Below are 20,341 nucleotides of genomic sequence, written 5' to 3'. Positions count from 1 at the left end.
TAGTATTCATAAGGAGCACGAACACTATTCAAATTTAGAAACATAAAGAAAACTTATGATAATCTATAAGTTTCTTATTATTTACTTATTTAGAAAGTTGTAATAAGATATTATCGTAAGGTATTGAAAAGTTTGTCTACATTTTATATTCAGACAACTTAGCCACGTTTAACAGGGGGGAAACATAATGGTCAAACATAATCCATTTCAATCACGTGCAACTTTTGAAGTAGATGAAAAAACGTATCATTATTATGATTTGAAAGCGCTTGAAAACGCAGGGGTTGGCAACGTATCTCAATTACCATATTCCGTGAAAGTTTTACTTGAATCCGTACTTCGTCAAGTAGACGGACGTGTAATTACAGAAGAACATGTTACAAATTTAGCAAAATGGGGAACGAAAGATGTGCAAGATATCGATGTTCCATTTAAACCATCACGTGTAATTTTACAAGATTTCACTGGTGTTCCGGCTGTTGTAGATTTGGCTTCGCTTCGTAAAGCAATGGCAGACATGGGTGGGGATCCTGATAAAATTAATCCAGAAATTACTGTAGACCTTGTAATTGATCACTCTGTACAGGTTGATAGAGCGGGTACGGCAGACGCGCTTGCATTCAACATGGACTTAGAGTTTAAACGTAATGAAGAACGTTATAAATTTTTAAGCTGGGCACAAAAATCATTTGATAACTATCGTGCAGTTCCACCAGCTACAGGTATTGTACACCAAGTAAACCTTGAATATTTAGCGCCAGTCGTTCACGCTGTGAAAAATGCTGAAGGTGACTTAGTTGCATATCCAGATTCATTAGTTGGAACAGACTCACATACAACAATGATCAACGGTATCGGCGTTCTTGGATGGGGCGTTGGTGGTATTGAAGCAGAAGCAGGAATGCTTGGACAGCCTTCATACTTCCCAGTACCTGAAGTAATCGGTGTGAAATTAACTGGTACACTTCCAAGTGGTACTACAGCAACTGACGTTGCATTAAAAGTAACACAAGTATTACGTCAAAAAGGTGTAGTTGGTAAATTCGTTGAGTTCTTCGGTAATGGACTAAAGAGCATGCCTTTAGCTGACCGTGCAACAATTTCAAACATGGCACCAGAATACGGCGCAACTTGTGGATTCTTCCCAATCGACGACATTTCATTAGAATACTTACGTTTAACAGGTAGAGATGAAGAGCAAATTCGCGTTGTTGAAGAATATTGTAAAGCAAACGGTTTATTCTATACGGCAGACAGCAAAGATCCAATTTACACTGATCTTGTTGAAATTGATTTAAATACAATCGAATCTAACCTTTCTGGACCGAAACGCCCACAAGATTTAATTCCACTTTCAGATATGAAAGATGCGTTCCACAAAGCTGTTTTAGCACCAGTTGGAACACAAGGACTTGGGTTTAATGAGCAAGAGTTCGATAAAGAAGTGAAGGTTACATTAGAAGATAAAGAAGTAACGATGAAAACAGGTGCGATTGCAATCGCTGCAATTACAAGCTGTACAAATACATCAAACCCATACGTATTAATTGGGGCAGGTTTAGTTGCGAAGAAAGCAATTGAAAAAGGACTTGTAGTACCTGAGTACGTAAAAACATCATTAGCACCAGGATCTAAAGTTGTTACTGAATACTTAGATAAGTCAGGTTTAACAACATATTTAGATCAATTAGGTTTCCAAACAGTTGGTTACGGCTGTACGACTTGTATCGGTAACTCTGGTCCATTAGCAGAGGAATTAGAAGAAGCAATCGCAGCAAACGATTTATTAGTAACATCTGTTTTATCTGGTAACCGTAACTTTGAAGGTCGTATTCACCCGCTTGTAAAAGCAAACTACTTAGCATCACCACCACTTGTTGTGGCATATGCACTTGCAGGTACTGTTGATATTGACCTGAAAAATGATGAAATCGGTAAAGACGCAAATGGCAATGCTGTATACTTCAACGACATTTGGCCATCAGCTAAAGAAATTGAAGATGTAGTTCAAAGCGTTGTTACATCTGAACTGTTCAAGAAAGAATATGCTCAAGTATTTAACAGCAATGAGCGTTGGAACGAAATCCAAACTTCAAACGAAGCTTTATATACTTGGGATAATGATTCAACTTATATTCAAAACCCACCATTCTTTGAAGGATTATCTAAAGAGCCAGGTGAAGTTGAAACGTTATCAGGCTTACGCGTAGTTGGTAAATTTGGTGATTCTGTAACGACAGACCACATTTCACCAGCAGGTTCAATTGGTAAGCACACACCAGCTGGACGCTACTTATTAGAAAACGGCGTACAACCAGTTGACTTCAACTCTTACGGTTCTCGTCGTGGTAACCATGAAGTTATGATGCGTGGTACATTCGCGAACATCCGTATTAAAAACCAAATCGCACCAGGAACAGAAGGCGGATATACAACATATTGGCCAACTGGTGAAGTAACATCAATCTATGATGCTGCTATGAAATATAAAGAAGATGGCACAGGCCTTCTAGTTGTTGCTGGTAAAGATTACGGTATGGGAAGTTCTCGTGACTGGGCTGCGAAAGGTACAAACTTATTAGGTATTAAAGCAGTAATCGCAGAAAGCTTCGAACGTATTCACCGTAGTAACCTAGTATTAATGGGTGTATTACCACTTCAATTTAAAGATGGCGAAAGCGCTGAAACGTTAGGTCTTGTTGGTAACGAGTCATTTGAAATTCAAATCGACAAAACAGTTAGACCACGTGATCTTGTAAAAGTAGTTGCAACTGATGCAGATGGCAACGAAAAACAATTTGAAGTAGTAGCTCGTTTCGATAGTGAAGTTGAAATTGACTACTACCGTCACGGTGGTATCTTACAAATGGTTCTTCGTGAGAAAATTGAAGAATCTAAAGTGTCAAACTAAATAATTGAAATGACCGAGAAGGAAGCTAACAACTGTTAGCTTCCTTCTTTTCTGGAAAGGGATGAAACCAAATGGTTTCATCCCTTTCTTTTTAAGATAAAAATGGAGGGAACATCATGAAAGAATATTGTTACCGTTACAGAAAGAAAAATTATTAATAATAGCAGCTATATGCAGTGGTTCCTTCGCAGTTATTTTAAACTTATCCCGTCCAATTTTCATGGGATTAATTGTAGATAACCTTATTCAACGGGAGCCGAAGGAAGCGTATCTTTACATTACTTTGTTTGCAGTTAGTCGTTTTTTGATGGGGATAAACAACCTTTCATTTGATTATGTAAGCTCAAAGGTAAGTCAGCGAATATTACGAGAGAAGCGTATAGATGTATTACGTCATTTTCTCTCATTACCATTTGAAGAGAGTGAGAAGATTAAACAAGGAGAGTTAGAGACGTTAGTTGTGTCTGATATTCCAAATTGGATCAGATTATATGGTTCTATATTAATAGAATATATACACGCTATTGCACAATTTATAGGTGCGTTTATGGCACTACAACATATAGATATAAAGTTCATATTGTGGGTAACTCCATTTTTATTTTTAAGTGCAACGGTTCCGGTGTTGATGAGGAAAAGGTAAGAAATATTGTAAGCACTGCTCTTATCTTTATTCAGCGTCATTTATTTGATACTCGATAGATTCTGAATGATTCAGATCAACGTTAAAAGTAGCAGTCATAAAGAAAGTTGCAATTCCGAGAATTAAAAAAAGGACGAATGAGACTAGAGAGACGTAGAGACAAATACGCCCTACTTTCTTTTTTTCAAGATCTTTACTAAAGAGTGAAATGATCCATGTAATAATACCGATTGGGTATAAAAGAAAACTAAGAATATATAATGTTGTTTTTTCGAATGAATTCATAAACAATCCCCCTTTTGTTGAAGTTTATATCATAACGAGAGTAAAAAGGTGAATGGGTCCATAAGAAGATAAGCGATACTTAATCTGTTTTTCTAATTATATGATAAAAAGGAAAAAATTACACTTTAAATAATAATATTCTAATTATTTCGACTATGAATATTTCCAAGCTTGTCCGTATAAGCTAAAATAAGGTATATAGTATTTTAGTAATTAAGTTATAACAAGATAAACACGTTAGGGTGATATAAAATGTGGCGGAAGCTTACGATTATTGTAGTGTTACTTTGCTTAGCGGGATATGCAGCTTATGAACAGTTTGGTAAAAACGATCAGGCGGTACAAGGGGAGCAAGAAAAAAGTGAAGCTGCTATGAAAGAGATGATTGCAAGTAATGGTATTGAAATAGGGAAGAGTGCACCAGACTTTGTATTAACGAAGTTAGATGGAACGAATGTAAAGTTATCAGATTTAAAAGGAAAGAAAGTAATTTTAAACTTTTGGGCAACGTGGTGTGGACCTTGTCAGCAAGAAATGCCGGATATGGAGGCTTTCTATAAAGAACATAAAGAAAGCGTAGAAATTTTAGCAATAAATTATACGCCTTCAGAAAAAGGTGGGGGAGTAGAAAAGGTAAGTAATTTTGCTAAAGAAAAAGGAATTACTTTTCCTATTTTATTGGACAAGAACATTGATGTAACGACAGCGTATAAAGTAATTACGATTCCAACTTCGTATTTTATAGATACGAAAGGTGTCATTCAAGATAAGTTCATTGGACCGATGACGCAAAAAGAGATGGAGAAACGGATTGCTAAATTAAAATAACGGTGAGAAGGTAGAGGTGGAAAGTTACCATTTCTGCCTTTTCTTTTTCATGTAGTGATAGCAACATGTTATGATAAAAGAAATATAAACGTTTAGAGGTAAAGGAGTGTTTGGAGTGGGGAATATATCCTTACCGTTAGATTATGTTGTAATTGATTTTGAAACAACAGGATTTAACCCTTATAATGATAAAATTATTCAAGTCGCAGCAGTGAAATATCGCAATCATGAACTAGTAGATCAATTTGTTTCCTATGTGAATCCAGAGCGTTCAATTCCGGACCGAATAACGAGTTTAACAGGTATTACAAATTATCGTGTCTCGGATGCACCGACGATTGAAGAAGTGTTACCTTTATTTTTAGCGTTTTTACATACAAATGTAATTGTCGCTCATAATGCATCTTTTGATATGCGCTTTTTGAAAAGTAATGTGAATATGCTTGGATTACCGGAACCTCGAAATAAAGTGATTGATACTGTGTTTCTAGCAAAGAAATATATGAAGCACGCGCCTAATCATAAACTTGAAACGTTAAAGCGAATGCTCGGCATTCGTTTAAGTTCTCATAATGCATTTGATGATTGTATTACTTGTGCAGCTGTTTATCAAAAATGTGCCTCTATTGAAGAAGAGGCGAAAAGGAAATCGAATAGGGAAGTGCTTGATGAAACAGCAGTATATGAAGCAGTAAAAGGGATACTTGTACGAAATAAACGTGATATCGAATGGGTTCGTTGTATGAATGTAGGAAGCTATTTAGATATAAAGGCTTTTTATCCAGTTATGAGAGTAAAAGTAAAAGGGCGAAAGAAATACATATTAACAGAGATATTAGAAGATGATGTGAAAGAAATATGTACGAGTTTAAAATGTGAACCGGCGTTAAAAAGTGAAGTTGGTAATACGAGAATTATGCTTAATAGCTTAGAGGACGTCTTGAAATTAGAAAGTTATATTTTAGAACAGTATGATTTCGTACTGCAAGCGCTAAGTGAATATAAGCGAAGTGAAATGAATGCGGATGAAAAGCTAAAAGAATATTTAAATATGATGGTATAGAAAACTCCGTGTACGTTTTATTGTACACGGAGTTTTTTTAGGAGTATTAAAACATAAAATTTTCTTGCAAATCTGATTAAAGAGTTTTTCCTTTGCTCATACTATGTATAGTAAGAATGCGAAGGAGAGAGGGTGAACAGCGTGAGAAGAAGTCGCCGTAAATCATTTGACGAACTTGTGAAAGAAAATAAACAACAATTATTAAGCGATCGCGATGCAATCGATCGTATTGAAGAGCGTATTGAAAAACGTTATGAAATGAAACTTTTTAAGCAAGCTGAATAATTCTTAACACTAGTACGATACTAGTGTTAAGGAGGCGATAGTAATGGGTAATCCGAAAAAGAATTCAAAAGACTTTGCACCGAATCATATTGGAACACAATCAAAAAAAGCTGGTGGCAATAAAGGAAAGCAAATGCAAGACCAAACAGGCAAACAACCGATTGTTGATAACGGTTAAAAAAGGGAGAATGTTATCATTCTTCTTTTTGTGATGAGTAAAAAAGGGCTGACTTATGTCAGCCCTTTTTCGTAATCGTAAAGTTTTCGACGAGTAAACGCCAATTTTGCGGGAATGGTAAACCGATCTTCCAGTAGCTAATGCCACCAATGCCTTGTTCTTTCATTAAATTGAATTTACTTTGAATAGATCTCGAATCTTCAAACCAAACTTCGTGTTGTACACCATTTTCATCGAAATAATTAAAATGAGGAGCCTGTGCTGTGAAATCATAGCGGATCGGAACATTGTATTTACGAGCTAGTGCAACAGCTGCGACAGAGCTAATTGCTTTTGCAGGCGGGTTTCCTTGTTTGAACGGAAGTTTCCAATCGAATCCGTATAAATTTTGTCCCATCATAATTTTTTGCGGAGGCATTTGAGATTTTGCGTATTGAAGTACTTCTTTTACAGGACCGATAGGAGAAATAGCCATCGGTGGTCCGCCCTGCCAACCCCAGTCGTATGTCATAATGACGACGAAATCAACAATTTGACCTTGTGCTTTATAATCGTGAGCTTCGAAAAATTTTCCTTTTTGATTGGAACTTGTTTTCGGTACAAGTGTTGTACTTAGTGTGTACCCGCTAGGTAAGCGTGTTTTCACATTTCGTAAAAAACGATTATACGCTTCGCGATCTTCAGGTGCTACGCTCTCGAAATCAAAATGAATGTCTCGCATGCCATATTTTTCAGCTGTTTGCAAAATGTTTGTAATAAATTTGTTTTGAATTGTTGGGTCTCGTAAAATAACTGATGTCAGATCGGCACTGAAATTTCCATTTTCGATGTTCGTAATAACGAGCATAGGAATGGTGTTGCCTTGCGTTGCAATATTAGCTATTTTAGCTGTTTCCGTTGGTTCTTTTAACGTACCATCTCTTTTTGCCTCGAAACTGAAGTAAGCTAAATATGTTAAAAATGGATTAATGGCACGTGTAGCATTAACTAAACTTTCTTTAATAGGTATAGTTGAAGGTTGTAAATAAGCGATGGATTCTACTGCTCGTTTCGTCCCTTTCGGTATATATAATTGCTGCCCAACGTGGAGAATGGATTTTAAAGATAAGTTATTCACTTTAGCTAAACTAGCGAGAGGGACGTTATATGTTTGAGAGATTCGATATAGGCTATCGCCAGGCTGTACATAATAATTATTCCCTTTCGTATTCACAATTAGTGCCTGACCAACAACGAGTGTTTCAGCTGGATTGAGTCCGTTGTCTTTTACTATCTCGTCAGGTGTGGATCCGTATTTTGATGCCAAGCTATATACGCTATCCCCGCTACGAACCGTTACAATTTGAATCATATGCTTGCTCCTTTCGGTAAAAGATTCACTGTTTTTATTTTATTTTTGATTCCACTGTATTATGATTAAATGTATGCAAGGTAGCAGAAGTGAAAGAAGGCGAGTACATATGTTTGTAGCAGAACATGAAGTTGAAATCCGTTATGCGGAAACAGATCAAATGGGTGTTGTTTACCATTCAAATTATTTAGTGTGGCTGGAATTAGGTCGCACGAAACTTATACAAGATTTAGGGTTTTCATATGTTGAAATGGAGAAAGAGGGCATTATTTCTCCTGTGTTAGACTTGCAAATTTCATATCGTAAAGCGATGCGTTACGGTGAAAAAGCAATTGTGAAAACGTGGGTGGACACTGTCAGCCCGCTTCGCGTTGTATATGGTTATGAAATATATAACGGTGATGGAGACCTTTGTATTACTGCAACTACGACGAATATTTGTGCGAAAAAAGAAGGATTTCGCCCTGTATCATTTAAAAAGTTATATCCTGAGTGGTATGCGAAATATGAGGAAATTAAGAAAAAATAAAAAAAGTGTGGCAGAAGCCACACTTTTTTTATTTTTCATAATTAAATTGCGGGAAATCATCACCATCGTTAAATGTAACAGATAAATTATGTCCATCGAAGAACCACTCATCATCGCCTTCAATAAAGAAGTTAATACCTTCTTCTTGAGTTTGAACAGCAGGATGTGCAGGGTCATCTTTACGAATACCTAAAGAAAGTCCTTTTTGCACAGTACTGCAACCGCCGTATTGTACGAAAAGGCGTAGTGTTTCACCCGATTGTAAGTTTAATTCGTTTTTATACCATTGTGCTGCTTCTTTTGTTACGGAAAGATTCATGTATAGTTCCTCCAAATTATGTTGCTTTTTCTTTAGTATAAAAAATAACGCAAAAAGACGCTATTAATATGCTTCACGTTTTCTTTTTGCGTTATGTGGGTTACGATCTTATTTTTGCTTTTTTGAAAAGTTTGCTTTCGGTTCAGTTTTATTTATAATTCGTCCGATATTTGCACGGTGTTTATAAATAACCATACCTGCTAATAAACACATCGCAATAATGAAGATTTTATCCCCGCTAACAATGGATGCAATAACAGCAACGACGGCTGTTACCATAGAAGAAAGTGATACGTATCTTGTTGTAAATAAAAGGCTGAAAAAGACAACAGCTAATATTGCAAAAACAACTGGAGAGTAGCATAATAGTACGCCAGCGGAAGTTGCAACAGCTTTACCACCACGGAATTTTGCGAAAATCGGATACACATGTCCAAGAACAGCTGCTAATCCGAACCATAGTGGGTGCACATCTAATCCGAAAATAATCGGTAGACTTGTTGCTAATGTACCTTTTAAAATGTCAGCAATTGTAACGATAAAACCTGCTTTTTTCCCTAGTGTGCGGAATGTATTTGTTCCGCCTAGATTACCGCTTCCGTGCTCACGAATATCGATTCCGTAGCCAATTTTTCCAACGACTAGTGCGAATGGAATCGAGCCAAGTAAGTAGGCAACGATAAATAAAAGATATGTAGTAACCATAAGTTCAGTCTCCTTTATTCAAATGTGTTGATAAAGGGTAAAAAGAGTTTTTCCCGTATATTGTACCATACATTTGTAAAGAGCACATTTCTTTTTTGTAAATGAAAAATTCATTATTTCGTGAAAAAAATTTCACAGGAATGTTACATTTCTCACAGAAACAATCAGACTATATGTAGTAACATTTTAATCAAAAGACAACAACATATTGGTGGAGGGTTATAAATGTTACAAAAAAATACACGTGGAGAAGAATTAATGAGAGTGTTTGAGACGATTGTCCACGGCAATGAACAGGATTTAATGCAAGAAAATGCAAATGTAGATGGCCGCTCTCCGATGGGAGTAATGGGAACGTTCGCATCTGAGAGTGCGAAATATTACGCTGTTGAAAATTTATTGTCAGATCAAGTGAAAAAAGCGATAAATCAAAATATATTATATCCACATGACTTAGACTTTTATGCGACGGGAACGACGACTTGTTCGCAAATTCCGTTAGCGCAAATGCTCGCGAACGGTTTTCATACCGGACATGGGCATATGAGACAACCGCAAGACATTAAAAGTGCATTGGCCCTTTCATCTATTATTTTTCAAGCGAATCAAAATATGCAGCACGGTGGCCAATCGTTTGCACTCTTTGATATTGATTTAGCTCCGTATGTGAGAAAAACAGTAGCGAGACATAAGAAACGATTGCAGTCATATCCGCTTACGAAAGAACAAATAGAAGAATTTGCATGGAAAGAAACAGAAAATGATACGTATCAGGCGTGTGAAGCTTTCATTCATAATTCAAATAGTATGCATAGTAGGGGCGGGGGACAAGTACCGTTTATTTCTATTAATTATGGAACAGACACATCAAAAGAGGGACGGTTATTAGTTAGACAGCTTTTAAAAGCGACACAAGCTGGTCTTGGTAAAGGGGAAACACCCATTTTTCCGATTCAAATTTTTAAAATGAAAAAAGGTGTGAACTTTGAAGAATGCGATCCGAACTACGATTTATTTGAATTAGCGTTAGAGACAACGGCTGAACGATTGTTCCCTAACTTTTCATTTTTAGATGCGCCATTTAATGCCGTGCATTATGACGGACGACCAGAAAGTGAAGTATGTTACATGGGATGTCGTACCCGTGTTATGTCTAACATACACGGAGAAGAAACAGCGATTGGAAGAGGGAATTTATCATTTACGTCTATTAACTTAGTGAAACTAGCGCTAATTAGTGGTTCAAAGGAAGCGTTTTTTGAAGCGTTAAATTATTACTTAGATTTAGGAATCCAGCAATTATTAGAGAGATTTGAGTATCAATGTACGAAGCGAGCAAGAGATTTTCGATTTTTATACTCACAAGGCGTATGGCGTGGTGGAGAAAAGTTACAGCCTGAAGATTCTGTAGCATCCATTTTAAAGCAAGGGACGTTAAGTCTTGGTTTTATCGGTCTTGCGGAATGTTTAGTAGCTTTAACAGGAAAGCACCATGGAGAAGATGAAGAATCATGGAAACTCGGGTATGAAATCATTTCCTTTATGAGAGATAGAATGGATAAAGCGACAGAAGAACATGAATTGAATTTCTCAGTCATTGCAACTCCTGCAGAAGGGTTATCAGGAAAGTTTGTGAAAAAAGATAGGGAAGAATTTGGCGTGATTAGTGGTATAACGAACCATAATTATTATACGAATTCATTCCATATCCCAGTTTACTATAACATTCAAGCGATAAATAAAATTCGTTTAGAAGGACCTTTCCATGCCTTATGTAACGGGGGACATATTACGTATATTGAACTAGACGGAGCAGCTATGCATAACAAACAGGCGTTAAAACAAATTGTACAAGCGATGGCAGATCATGGCGTTGGGTACGGTTCAATTAATCATCCAGTTGACCGTTGTAAGTGCTGTAGTTATCACGGAGTTATTGGTAATGAATGCCCAAGTTGCGGAAATGAAGACGAGGCTAATATAGAAAGAATTCGTCGTATAACAGGTTATCTTGTAGGAGATATGTCGAAGTGGAATAGTGCGAAACGTAGTGAAGAGATGGATCGGGTGAAGCATAAATGAAAGTGATGAACATCATTCATGATAGTGTAGTAGATGGGGAAGGATTGCGGACAGTCGTGTTTTTTGCGGGCTGTCCGCATCGTTGTTTCGGTTGCCATAATCCGAAATCGTGGAATATTTGTAATGGAACTGAAATGACAGTAGAAGAAATTGTGAAAGAGATTGCAAGTAATCCATTAACTGATGTAACATTTTCAGGTGGAGATCCATTTTTTCAAGCTACTGATGTGAAAAAAGTAGCAAAAGCCGTGAAAGAATTGAAAAAAAATCTATGGATGTATACAGGTTATACGTTAGAAGAGATACAGAGTTCTCAAAATAATGATATGATAGAGTTGTTACATTATGGGGATGTTTTAGTCGATGGAAGATTTGAAATCGAGAAAAAAGATTTAACACTTCCATTTCGCGGAAGCTCCAATCAACGTATTATTCGATTGAAAGAGTAAAAAGGCGGGATAGATGATATGAATAAAACAGTATTACTTGTTGAAGATGAAAGAAGACTACGTGAAATCGTTAGTGATTATTTTCGTAATGAAGGCTTTGAAGTAATCGAAGCAGAAGACGGAAAAATAGCGTTAGAATTATTTGCAGAGCATGAAATTGATTTAATTATGTTAGATATTATGTTACCAGAAATAGATGGATGGTCTGTTTGTAGACGAATTAGAAAAGAATCAGCAGTACCAATCATTATGCTAACAGCACGTTCGGATGAGGATGATACATTACTAGGGTTCGAATTAGGTGCAGATGAGTATGTAACGAAACCTTTCAGTCCGAAAGTGTTAGTAGCTCGCGCAAAGACGTTATTGAAACGTGCAGATGGCGTGGTAGGAGTAGCGGAAGAGAATGCTATGTCTTTAGCTGGAATAGAAGTAAATCGTCTATCTAGAACCGTTTTAGTAGATGGAGAAGAAATTATATTGACACATAAGGAATTTGAACTTCTTGTTTATTTAATGGAGAACAAAGGAATTGTGTTGTCACGTCAACATTTATTAGATCAGTTATGGGGATATGATTACTACGGTGATGACCGAACGGTTGATACTCATATTAAAAAACTACGAAATAAGCTAGGAGATAAAGCGAAGCATATCGGTACTGTTATTCGAGTTGGTTATAAATTTGAAGAATAACGGTTAAATTACTATGCACTTTAGCTTCGGGATATAGCAAAATTATACTCTCTTTTGTAGGTGGAATGTACAAAAAATACTTTTCTTGTCTACAATGATAGATAAGAGTATTTTTTTAATTGGATTTCACGATGAGTTCACAAGAAGGACACAGACTGTGACTATACTGAAAGTACGAATTCACCAGAGAGGGGAAATAAAACATGGGATATTACGACGGACCGAATTTAAATGAAGAGCATAGTGAAACGAGAGAAGTGAGAAAATCAGGCGGTAAAAAAGGTTATTTTTTCACAGGTTTAGTCGGAGCGGTAGTTGGAGCTGTCACAATTAGTTTTGCGGCACCTTATATGCCATGGGCTCAAAATAATGGAGCTGCTGTATCATCATTTAGTACGGATTCAAAAGTTGAAGGTACTGTAGTTCCTGTTGTCAATAAAGCAAAAAATGAAACTGATTTACCTGGTATGATTGAAGGCGCGAAAGATGTTGTTGTAGGTGTTATTAATATGCAACAAAATATTGATCCATTTGCAATGCAACCGACAGGCCAAGAACAACAAGCTGGTTCAGGATCAGGTGTTATTTATAAAAAAGCAGGAGATAAAGCATATATTGTAACAAACAATCATGTAGTAGACGGAGCAAATAAACTTGCTGTAAAACTAAGTGATGGTAAAAAGGTAGATGCAAAGCTTGTAGGGAAAGATCCTTGGTTAGATTTAGCTGTTGTAGAAATTGACGGTGCTAATGTAAATAAAGTTGCAACTTTAGGTGATTCAAGTAAAATCCGTGCGGGTGAAAAAGCGATTGCAATCGGTAACCCACTAGGGTTTGATGGAAGTGTAACGGAAGGTATTATTAGTAGTAAAGAACGTGAAATTCCAGTAGATATCGATGGCGATAAGCGTGCAGATTGGAATGCTCAAGTTATTCAAACAGATGCAGCGATTAACCCAGGTAATAGTGGTGGTGCGTTATTTAACCAAAACGGTGAAATAATTGGGATTAATTCAAGTAAAATTGCACAACAAGAAGTTGAAGGAATTGGATTTGCTATTCCAATTAATATCGCAAAGCCAGTTATTGAATCACTTGAAAAAGACGGAGTAGTGAAACGTCCAGCTCTTGGAGTAGGTGTCGTTTCATTAGAAGATGTGCAAGCTTATGCAGTAAATCAATTGAAAGTACCGAAAGAAGTAACAAATGGCGTTGTGTTAGGTAAAATTTACCCAATATCACCTGCAGAAAAAGCTGGTTTAGAACAATATGATATTGTAGTAGCATTAGATGATCAAAAAGTAGAAAACTCACTTCAGTTCCGTAAATATTTATATGAAAAGAAAAAAGTAGGCGAGAAAGTAGAAGTTACATTCTATCGTAACGGTCAAAAAATGACGAAAACAGCTACATTAGCAGATAATTCAGCTACAAAGAATCAATAATTGAAATAAAAGAAAGTCTCTTTCATATTGAAAGAGACTTTCTTTATCGGCTATACTAAAGGAATAGGAGGGATAAATCATGACAATTGAAAACCCAACTCGTACGGAAATTGGTGAAGTATTAAAGAAAAGCAAAACGATTGCAGTTGTTGGATTATCGGATAAGCCAGAACGTACATCGTATATGGTTTCAAAAGCAATGCAAGATGCTGGGTATCGCATTATCCCAGTAAACCCAACAGTAGATGAGGTGCTTGGAGAAAAAGCAGTTGCTTCACTAAAAGATATTAAGGAACATGTTGACATTGTAAATGTATTCCGCCGTTCAGAATTTTTAATGGATGTTGCGAAAGAGTTTGTAGAGATTGATGCAGACGTTTTTTGGGCACAATTAGGAGTACAAGATGAAGAGACATATAAACTTTTGCAAGAAAAAGGCTATACTGTAATAATGGATCGTTGTATAAAAGTAGAACATGCGATGACAAAATAGTATAAATTTAAAGGTAGAAAGATTGATTCAGCCCTCATTAAAGGTAAATAGGGCCGATGAACGAGGTGTTCATCATGAGATTTTTTAAAGGCTGTTTTTGGGGATTGTTACTTGTTATCCCGTTTTGGATATTGATCATTTGGATCATGACAAAGGTTTGGAATGTGTAATCTTGGCATACATATCCATTTCACGTTGACAAACGATTATTTTTCTGAAATAGTAGCCTAGAGGAATCCTTGTGAAAAAACAAGGATTTTTCTATTGAAAATGGTATATAAAAGAGATAAGATAACTTGCCAAAACTATAGTCGAGGCGTTATTCTATAATAGAAACATATGTTCTGATTTGATTAGGAAAGGGGCAAGGAGTTTGGCAAAGCATCAGTTCCAATATAATGAAGATGCAATTCAAGTGCTAGAAGGACTTGAAGCCGTTCGAAAACGCCCGGGTATGTATATCGGGAGTACGGATAGCCGTGGATTGCATCATTTAGTATATGAAATAGTAGATAACTCCGTTGACGAAGCGTTAGCGGGATTTGGCGACGAAATTTCTGTCGTAATACATAAAGATAATAGTATTAGCGTTATAGATAAAGGGCGAGGAATGCCTACGGGAATGCATAAACTTGGAAAACCTACACCTGAAGTTATTTTAACAGTACTTCATGCCGGCGGTAAGTTTGGTCAAGGTGGTTATAAAACGAGTGGTGGTTTACACGGTGTTGGGGCATCGGTTGTAAATGCCTTATCAGAATGGTTAGTCGTAACGATTAAGCGTGACGGAAATATTTATGAACAACGCTTTGAAAATGGCGGTGTTCCTGTAACGACGCTTGAGAAAATCGGAAAGACGAAAGAATCTGGTACGACAATGCATTTCAAACCAGATACAACGATTTTCAGCACAACAAATTACAATTACGAAACATTATGTGAAAGATTACGTGAATCTGCATTCTTATTAAAAGGGATGAAAATTTCAATAAAAGATGAGCGAAACGATTTAGAAGATGTCTTTCATTATGAAACAGGAATTGAAGCTTTCGTTTCATACTTAAACGAAGAAAAAGATTCAATCCATCCGGTTGTATATTTTACTGGTGAACAAAATGGAATTGAGGCAGAGCTAGCATTTCAATTTAACGATGGCTACTCAGAAAATATTCTTTCGTTTGTAAATAATGTACGTACAAAAGATGGTGGAACACACGAAGCTGGATTTAAGACAGCAATGACTCGTGTGTTCAATGAGTATGCTCGTAAAGTTTCACTATTGAAAGAAAAAGATAAAAACTTAGAAGGTACAGATATTCGTGAAGGTGTAGCGGCTATCGTTTCTGTACGTGTACCAGAAGAAGTACTTCAGTTTGAAGGACAAACGAAAGGTAAACTAGGTACAAGTGAAGCTCGTTCTTCAATTGATGCCATTGTATCAGAGCATTTAGCTTACTTTTTAGAAGAAAACCCAGATGTAGCTACACTTCTTGTGAGAAAAGCAATTAAAGCAGCGCAAGCACGTGAAGCCGCTCGTAAAGCGAGAGAGGAAGCTCGTACTGGTAAAAAGAAAAAGAAATCAGAAGGTACATTAAGTGGTAAGTTAACACCAGCACAATCACGTAACCCGCAAAAAAATGAACTATACCTAGTAGAGGGTGACTCTGCCGGTGGTTCTGCGAAACAAGGACGAGACCGACGTTTCCAAGCGGTATTACCGTTACGTGGTAAAGTAATCAATACAGAAAAAGCAAAGCTTGCTGATATCTTTAAAAATGAAGAGATTAATACAATCATTTACGCTATTGGCGGTGGTGTAGGGAATGAATTCGCTGTTGAAGATATTAACTACGATAAAGTTGTAATTATGACTGATGCCGATACAGATGGTGCGCACATTCAAGTATTGCTATTAACGTTCTTCTACAGATATATGAAACCACTTATCGAAGCTGGCAAAGTATTTATTGCACTTCCTCCTTTATACAAAGTAAGTAAAGGAAAAGGTAAGAGTGAAGTGATTGAGTATGCATGGTCTGATGAAGAATTAGATGGTGTAACAAAAAAGGTCGGTAAAGGCTACATGTTGCAGCGCTATAAAGGACTTGGTGAAATGAATGCTGATCAATTATGGGAGACAACTATGAATCCTGAAACACGTACGTTGATTCGTGTGAAAATTGACGATGCATCAAGAGCGGAGCGCCGAGTTACGACATTGATGGGTGATAAAGTAGAACCTCGCCGTAAATGGATCGAACGAAATGTACAATTTGGTATGCAAGAAGAAGGAAATATTTTAGAAAATGAAATGATTATGGAGACGGAGGTGGAATAACATGCAGGCAGAGAAGTTTCATGACCTCCCGCTTGAAGACGTGTTAGGTGACCGCTTTGCACGTTATAGTAAATATATTATTCAAGATCGCGCGCTTCCAGATGCGCGTGACGGCTTAAAACCAGTACAAAGACGTATTTTATATTCCATGTATGTAGAAGGAAACGTACATGATAAAGCGTTTCGTAAATCAGCTAAAACAGTCGGTAACGTTATTGGTAACTACCATCCACACGGTGATTCCTCTGTATATGAGGCGATGGTACGTTTAAGTCAAACTTGGAAAGTACGTAATGTTTTAGTTGAAATGCATGGTAATAATGGTAGTGTTGATGGCGATCCAGCAGCGGCAATGCGTTATACAGAAGCCCGCTTATCACCAATTGCATCTGAGTTATTACGCGATCTTGATAAAGAAACAGTGGAATTTGTGTCAAACTTCGATGATACGAGTGAAGAACCTGTTGTACTTCCAGCGATGTTCCCGAACTTATTAGTGAACGGATCTACGGGGATTTCAGCTGGTTATGCAACAGAAATCCCTCCGCATCACCTTGGGGAAGTAATTGATGCAACGATGATGCGTATTGATAAGCCGAATAGTACTGTTGATGATTTATTAACAGTTATGAAAGGACCAGATTTTCCGACTGGTGGTATTATTCAAGGGATCGATGGTATCAAAAAAGCTTATGAAACAGGAAAAGGTAAAATTATTATTCGTGGAAAAGCGGAAGTTGAAACAATCCGTGGTGGTAAGCAACAAATCGTTATTACAGAAATTCCGTATGAAGTAAATAAAGCGAACCTTGTTAAAAAAATGGATGAATTACGTCTAGATAAAAAACTAGATGGAATTGCTGAAGTACGTGATGAGACAGATCGTACAGGTCTTCGCATCGTTGTAGAGTTAAAAAAAGAAGTAAATGCTGAAGGCATTTTAAATTATTTATATAAGAATACAGATTTGCAAATACCATATAACTTTAATATGGTAGCGATAAATAATCGTCGTCCGACACTTATGACATTACCTAAGATTTTGGATGCATATATTGGGCATCAGAAAGAAGTAGTTACGAGACGTTCACAATATGAATTACGAAAAGCAGAAAATCGTCAACATATTGTAGAAGGATTAAAGAAAGCATTATCGATTTTAGATGAAGTGATTGAAACAATTCGTGCTTCTAAAGATAAGCGTAATGCGAAAGATAATTTAAGTGCGAAATTTGGATTTACAGAAGCACAGTCAGAAGCAATTGTTTCGCTGCAACTATATCGTTTAACGAATACAGATATTACAGCGCTAGAACAAGAAGCAGACGAGCTCAATAAGAAGATTATAGAGTTACAGTCAATTTTACAAAGTGAAAAAAGACTTCTTCAAGTTATTAAAACAGATCTGAAGAGAGTAAAGAAAACATATAGTGATGATCGCCGTGCTATTATTGAAGAACAAATTGAGGAAATTAAAATCGATGTGGAAGTTATGATTCCGCAGGAAGATGTCATCGTTACTGTAACGAAAGAAGGATATGTGAAACGAACAGGTTGGCGTTCACATAATGCATCGAACGGGAAAGACTTCGGTATGAAAGAGGGTGACATCTTACTGGAGCGATTCGATACGAATACGACAGAGACAGTCCTCTTATTTACGAATAAAGGAAACTATATATATCTGCCAGTATATGAAATGCCAGAAATTCGTTGGAAAGATTTAGGTCAACACGTTGCGAATCTCGTTTCACTCGAGCGGGATGAAATGATTATTTGGGCGACCGTCGTACCGAATTTTGAAGAAGAAAAACGATTTATCGTATTTGTTACACGAAATGGTATGATTAAGAAAACAGAATTAAACCAATATAAAGTTCAGCGTTATTCAAGAGCGTTCGTCGCTGTGAATTTGAAAAAAGATGATTATGTTGTAGATATATTTGCAACAGATGGAACGAGTGACATTGTTCTTGCAACCTATGGTGCATATGCACTTATTTTCCATGAAGATGAAGTAAGTCCAGTTGGTGTTAGGGCTGCTGGTGTGAAAGCCATTAATTTAAAAGAAGATGACTATGTTGCTTCTGGTAAACCGTTAAATGGTGAAAAAGATCAACTTATTCTTGTTACGCAGCGAGGAGCTGTAAAACGTCTTAAAGCATCGGAAATTGAAAAATCAACGAGGGCGAAGCGAGGTCTTGTTATTTTCAAAGAATTAAAACGAAATCCATACCGTATTGTCGGTATTGAAATTGTTCGAGATGATGAACTAGTGTACATGAAGACAGAGAAGCACATCGTAGAAGAAATTGATCCGAAAGCGTATCGCAATAAAGACAGGTATAGTAACGGTAGTTTAGTACTAGATGTTAATGATACCGGTGAAGTTATTGAAACGTGGACGAAAAAACGACCGGAGTAAAGAAAAGCATCTTGCTATGAATAATGGCAAGATGCTTTTTTCTAGGCAAATTATTATGTAAATAATAATAATCTTGTTATAATAACTGAATGAAATCGTTCTCATAAAGTGAAACTTTAATCAGTGGGATTTTCTTTATCCCCACTGATTATTAGTTGAACCAATCGGGCTTTTACGAGCAGTTGATTCTTCACTTAATTTCTTTGCTTTCGTTGAATTTTGAGGTAGGAATCTTACTGCTCGTTAAAGCGGTACAGATGGAGGGGCAATATGAAAAAAATAGGTGTAGGGATTGTAGGATTTGGATTTTCTAGTACAACATTTCACATCCCATTATTACAAACGATAGAAGAATACGATATTCGTGCTATTTTATCTTCAAAAGAAGAACTAGTGAAACAAGCATTACCAAATGCTGAAGTTGTTGGCACAATTGAGGAATTAGTAAATCGTGCTGATATTGACTTAGTGGTCATTACTTCACCGAATACAACTCATTTTCCATATGTAAAAGAAGCAATTTTACATGGTAAGCATGTGGTTGTGGAGAAACCATTTGTTGTTTCAATTGAAGAAGGGGAAGAGCTTATTTCGTTAGCAGAGCAACATAATGTGGTAGTAAGTGTATATCATAATCGTCGTTTTGATAATGATTTCTTAACGATAAAGAAATTGTTAGAAGAAAATAGAATAGGGAATTTATACGCATATGAAGCGCATTTTGATCGTTTTCGTCCGAATGTACGTGATCGCTGGAGAGAAAAAAATTTACCAGGATCAGGTATACTGTATGATTTAGGATCGCATTTAATTGACCAAGCATTATCATTATTTGGGAAACCAGATGCGATAAGTGCAGATGTAATCAAACAACGACCAGGTGCAGAAATTGATGACTACTTCCATGTTGTACTTCATTACGGAGTTAAGCGTGTAATTTTACATAGTAGCAGTTATGTAAAGCAAGCAGGTCCACACTTTACACTGCATGGAGATAAAGGTTCTATCGTGAAATACGGTATGGATTCACAGGAAGAGCAATTAAAAAATGGAATGAAGCCAGGCGATAACGGTTATGGAGTAGACAGTGAAGAGAATTTTGCTACTTTAGATAAAGAAGAAAGCTTAGAGCGTATTCCGACAGAAGTCGGCTGTTATGACATGTATTATAAAGGTGTAAGAGATAGTATTGTAAATGGTGAAAAACCACCTGTAACAGCACAAGAAGGCTTAGAAGTTATAAGACTTATTCAATTAGCGATTGAAAGTAGTGAAACGGGTAGAGTCATCACTGTAAAGTAAAAAAGACACGAATT

18 protein-coding genes and 1 pseudogene are annotated in these 20,341 nt (G+C 36.6%); 15 read left to right on the top strand and 4 right to left on the bottom strand.

All coding sequences use genetic code 11. From position 1 onward, the window contains the following. Window positions 1–187: 187 nt before the first annotated feature. Together acnA and FS742_RS18385 are read left to right on the top strand one after the other, a co-directional pair. Window positions 188–2,911: an aconitate hydratase AcnA gene (acnA, locus tag FS742_RS18390; RefSeq protein ID WP_144614254.1), complete on the top strand. Its 2,724-nt coding sequence runs from the start codon at window positions 188–190 to the stop codon at window positions 2,909–2,911. A 127-nt stretch (window positions 2,912–3,038) separates the two neighbouring features. Beyond that, window positions 3,039–3,574: pseudogene (locus FS742_RS18385) on the top strand (ABC transporter transmembrane domain-containing protein); the annotation flags it as partial. Window positions 3,575–3,581: 7 nt separating this feature from the next. On the opposite strand, the gene FS742_RS18380 reads toward FS742_RS18385, so the two are convergent. Then, window positions 3,582–3,839: a hypothetical protein gene (locus tag FS742_RS18380; protein WP_144614252.1), complete on the bottom strand. Its 258-nt coding sequence runs from the start codon at window positions 3,837–3,839 to the stop codon at window positions 3,582–3,584. 252 nt (window positions 3,840–4,091) lie between these two features. Between FS742_RS18380 and FS742_RS18375 the strand changes: the two genes are divergently transcribed. The 4 genes from FS742_RS18375 (at window position 4,092) to sspN (ending at window position 6,193) form a co-directional block, all read left to right on the top strand. Then, window positions 4,092–4,667 (top strand): redoxin domain-containing protein, encoded by a 576-nt coding sequence (locus tag FS742_RS18375; protein WP_144614251.1) that lies wholly within the window; start codon window positions 4,092–4,094, stop codon window positions 4,665–4,667. A 115-nt stretch (window positions 4,668–4,782) separates the two neighbouring features. Beyond that, window positions 4,783–5,730 carry a 3'-5' exonuclease gene (locus FS742_RS18370; protein ID WP_144614249.1) on the top strand — a complete coding sequence of 316 codons (948 nt, stop codon included), beginning with the start codon at window positions 4,783–4,785 and terminating at the stop codon, window positions 5,728–5,730. Window positions 5,731–5,871: 141 nt separating this feature from the next. Then, a complete protein-coding gene (locus FS742_RS18365; RefSeq protein ID WP_001254697.1) occupies window positions 5,872–6,015 on the top strand; it encodes an FbpB family small basic protein in 144 nt (47 codons plus the stop codon). Between the two features lie 43 nt (window positions 6,016–6,058). Beyond that, entirely contained in the window at window positions 6,059–6,193 is a 135-nt protein-coding gene (sspN, locus tag FS742_RS18360) for an acid-soluble spore protein SspN (protein WP_000527987.1), read from the top strand. A gap of 58 nt (window positions 6,194–6,251) precedes the next feature. Here the strand turns inward: sspN and FS742_RS18355 are convergent, their stop codons facing one another. Next, window positions 6,252–7,544 carry a glycoside hydrolase family 18 protein gene (locus FS742_RS18355; RefSeq protein ID WP_144614247.1) on the bottom strand — a complete coding sequence of 431 codons (1,293 nt, stop codon included), beginning with the start codon at window positions 7,542–7,544 and terminating at the stop codon, window positions 6,252–6,254. A 109-nt stretch (window positions 7,545–7,653) separates the two neighbouring features. On the opposite strand from FS742_RS18355, the gene FS742_RS18350 reads away from it, so the two are divergent. Then, window positions 7,654–8,073 carry an acyl-CoA thioesterase gene (locus tag FS742_RS18350; RefSeq protein ID WP_000495809.1) on the top strand — a complete coding sequence of 140 codons (420 nt, stop codon included), beginning with the start codon at window positions 7,654–7,656 and terminating at the stop codon, window positions 8,071–8,073. A 28-nt stretch (window positions 8,074–8,101) separates the two neighbouring features. Here FS742_RS18350 and FS742_RS18345 read toward each other — a convergent pair whose 3' ends face one another. Then, window positions 8,102–8,392: a HesB/YadR/YfhF family protein gene (locus FS742_RS18345; protein ID WP_001054449.1), complete on the bottom strand. Its 291-nt coding sequence runs from the start codon at window positions 8,390–8,392 to the stop codon at window positions 8,102–8,104. A 108-nt stretch (window positions 8,393–8,500) separates the two neighbouring features. Continuing rightward, entirely contained in the window at window positions 8,501–9,097 is a 597-nt protein-coding gene (gene plsY, locus FS742_RS18340; protein ID WP_000258967.1) for a glycerol-3-phosphate 1-O-acyltransferase PlsY, read from the bottom strand. A 225-nt stretch (window positions 9,098–9,322) separates the two neighbouring features. Between plsY and FS742_RS18335 the strand changes: the two genes are divergently transcribed. The 8 genes from FS742_RS18335 to FS742_RS18300 all read left to right on the top strand — a co-directional run bounded on the left by FS742_RS18335 (window position 9,323) and on the right by FS742_RS18300 (window position 20,327). Beyond that, window positions 9,323–11,179 carry an anaerobic ribonucleoside triphosphate reductase gene (locus FS742_RS18335; RefSeq protein WP_144614245.1) on the top strand — a complete coding sequence of 619 codons (1,857 nt, stop codon included), beginning with the start codon at window positions 9,323–9,325 and terminating at the stop codon, window positions 11,177–11,179. After that, window positions 11,176–11,628: an anaerobic ribonucleoside-triphosphate reductase activating protein gene (gene nrdG / locus FS742_RS18330; protein ID WP_144614243.1), complete on the top strand. Its 453-nt coding sequence runs from the start codon at window positions 11,176–11,178 to the stop codon at window positions 11,626–11,628. Before FS742_RS18335 ends, nrdG begins: the two co-directional genes overlap by 4 nt. A gap of 18 nt (window positions 11,629–11,646) precedes the next feature. Then, entirely contained in the window at window positions 11,647–12,324 is a 678-nt protein-coding gene (locus tag FS742_RS18325; protein ID WP_001044675.1) for a response regulator transcription factor, read from the top strand. Between the two features lie 203 nt (window positions 12,325–12,527). Further along, window positions 12,528–13,769, top strand: a complete 1,242-nt coding sequence (locus FS742_RS18320; RefSeq protein WP_144614241.1) for a S1C family serine protease — start codon at window positions 12,528–12,530, stop codon at window positions 13,767–13,769. A gap of 79 nt (window positions 13,770–13,848) precedes the next feature. Beyond that, window positions 13,849–14,262, top strand: a complete 414-nt coding sequence (locus tag FS742_RS18315) for a CoA-binding protein (protein WP_144614239.1) — start codon at window positions 13,849–13,851, stop codon at window positions 14,260–14,262. Window positions 14,263–14,635: 373 nt separating this feature from the next. After that, window positions 14,636–16,600 (top strand): DNA topoisomerase IV subunit B, encoded by a 1,965-nt coding sequence (gene parE / locus FS742_RS18310; RefSeq protein WP_144614237.1) that lies wholly within the window; start codon window positions 14,636–14,638, stop codon window positions 16,598–16,600. Between the two features lies 1 nt (window position 16,601). After that, window positions 16,602–19,025 carry a DNA topoisomerase IV subunit A gene (parC, locus tag FS742_RS18305; RefSeq protein ID WP_144614235.1) on the top strand — a complete coding sequence of 808 codons (2,424 nt, stop codon included), beginning with the start codon at window positions 16,602–16,604 and terminating at the stop codon, window positions 19,023–19,025. 270 nt (window positions 19,026–19,295) lie between these two features. Continuing rightward, window positions 19,296–20,327, top strand: a complete 1,032-nt coding sequence (locus tag FS742_RS18300; protein WP_144614233.1) for an oxidoreductase — start codon at window positions 19,296–19,298, stop codon at window positions 20,325–20,327. The last annotated feature ends 14 nt before the right edge of the window (window positions 20,328–20,341 follow it).

Source organism: Bacillus cereus (genome assembly GCF_007678085.1).
GTDB classification, from domain to species: Bacteria; Bacillota; Bacilli; order Bacillales; family Bacillaceae_G; genus Bacillus_A; species Bacillus_A cereus_BE.
Note: the sequence above shows the minus strand (reverse complement) of the source record. Positions and strands in the feature narration are given on the sequence as shown.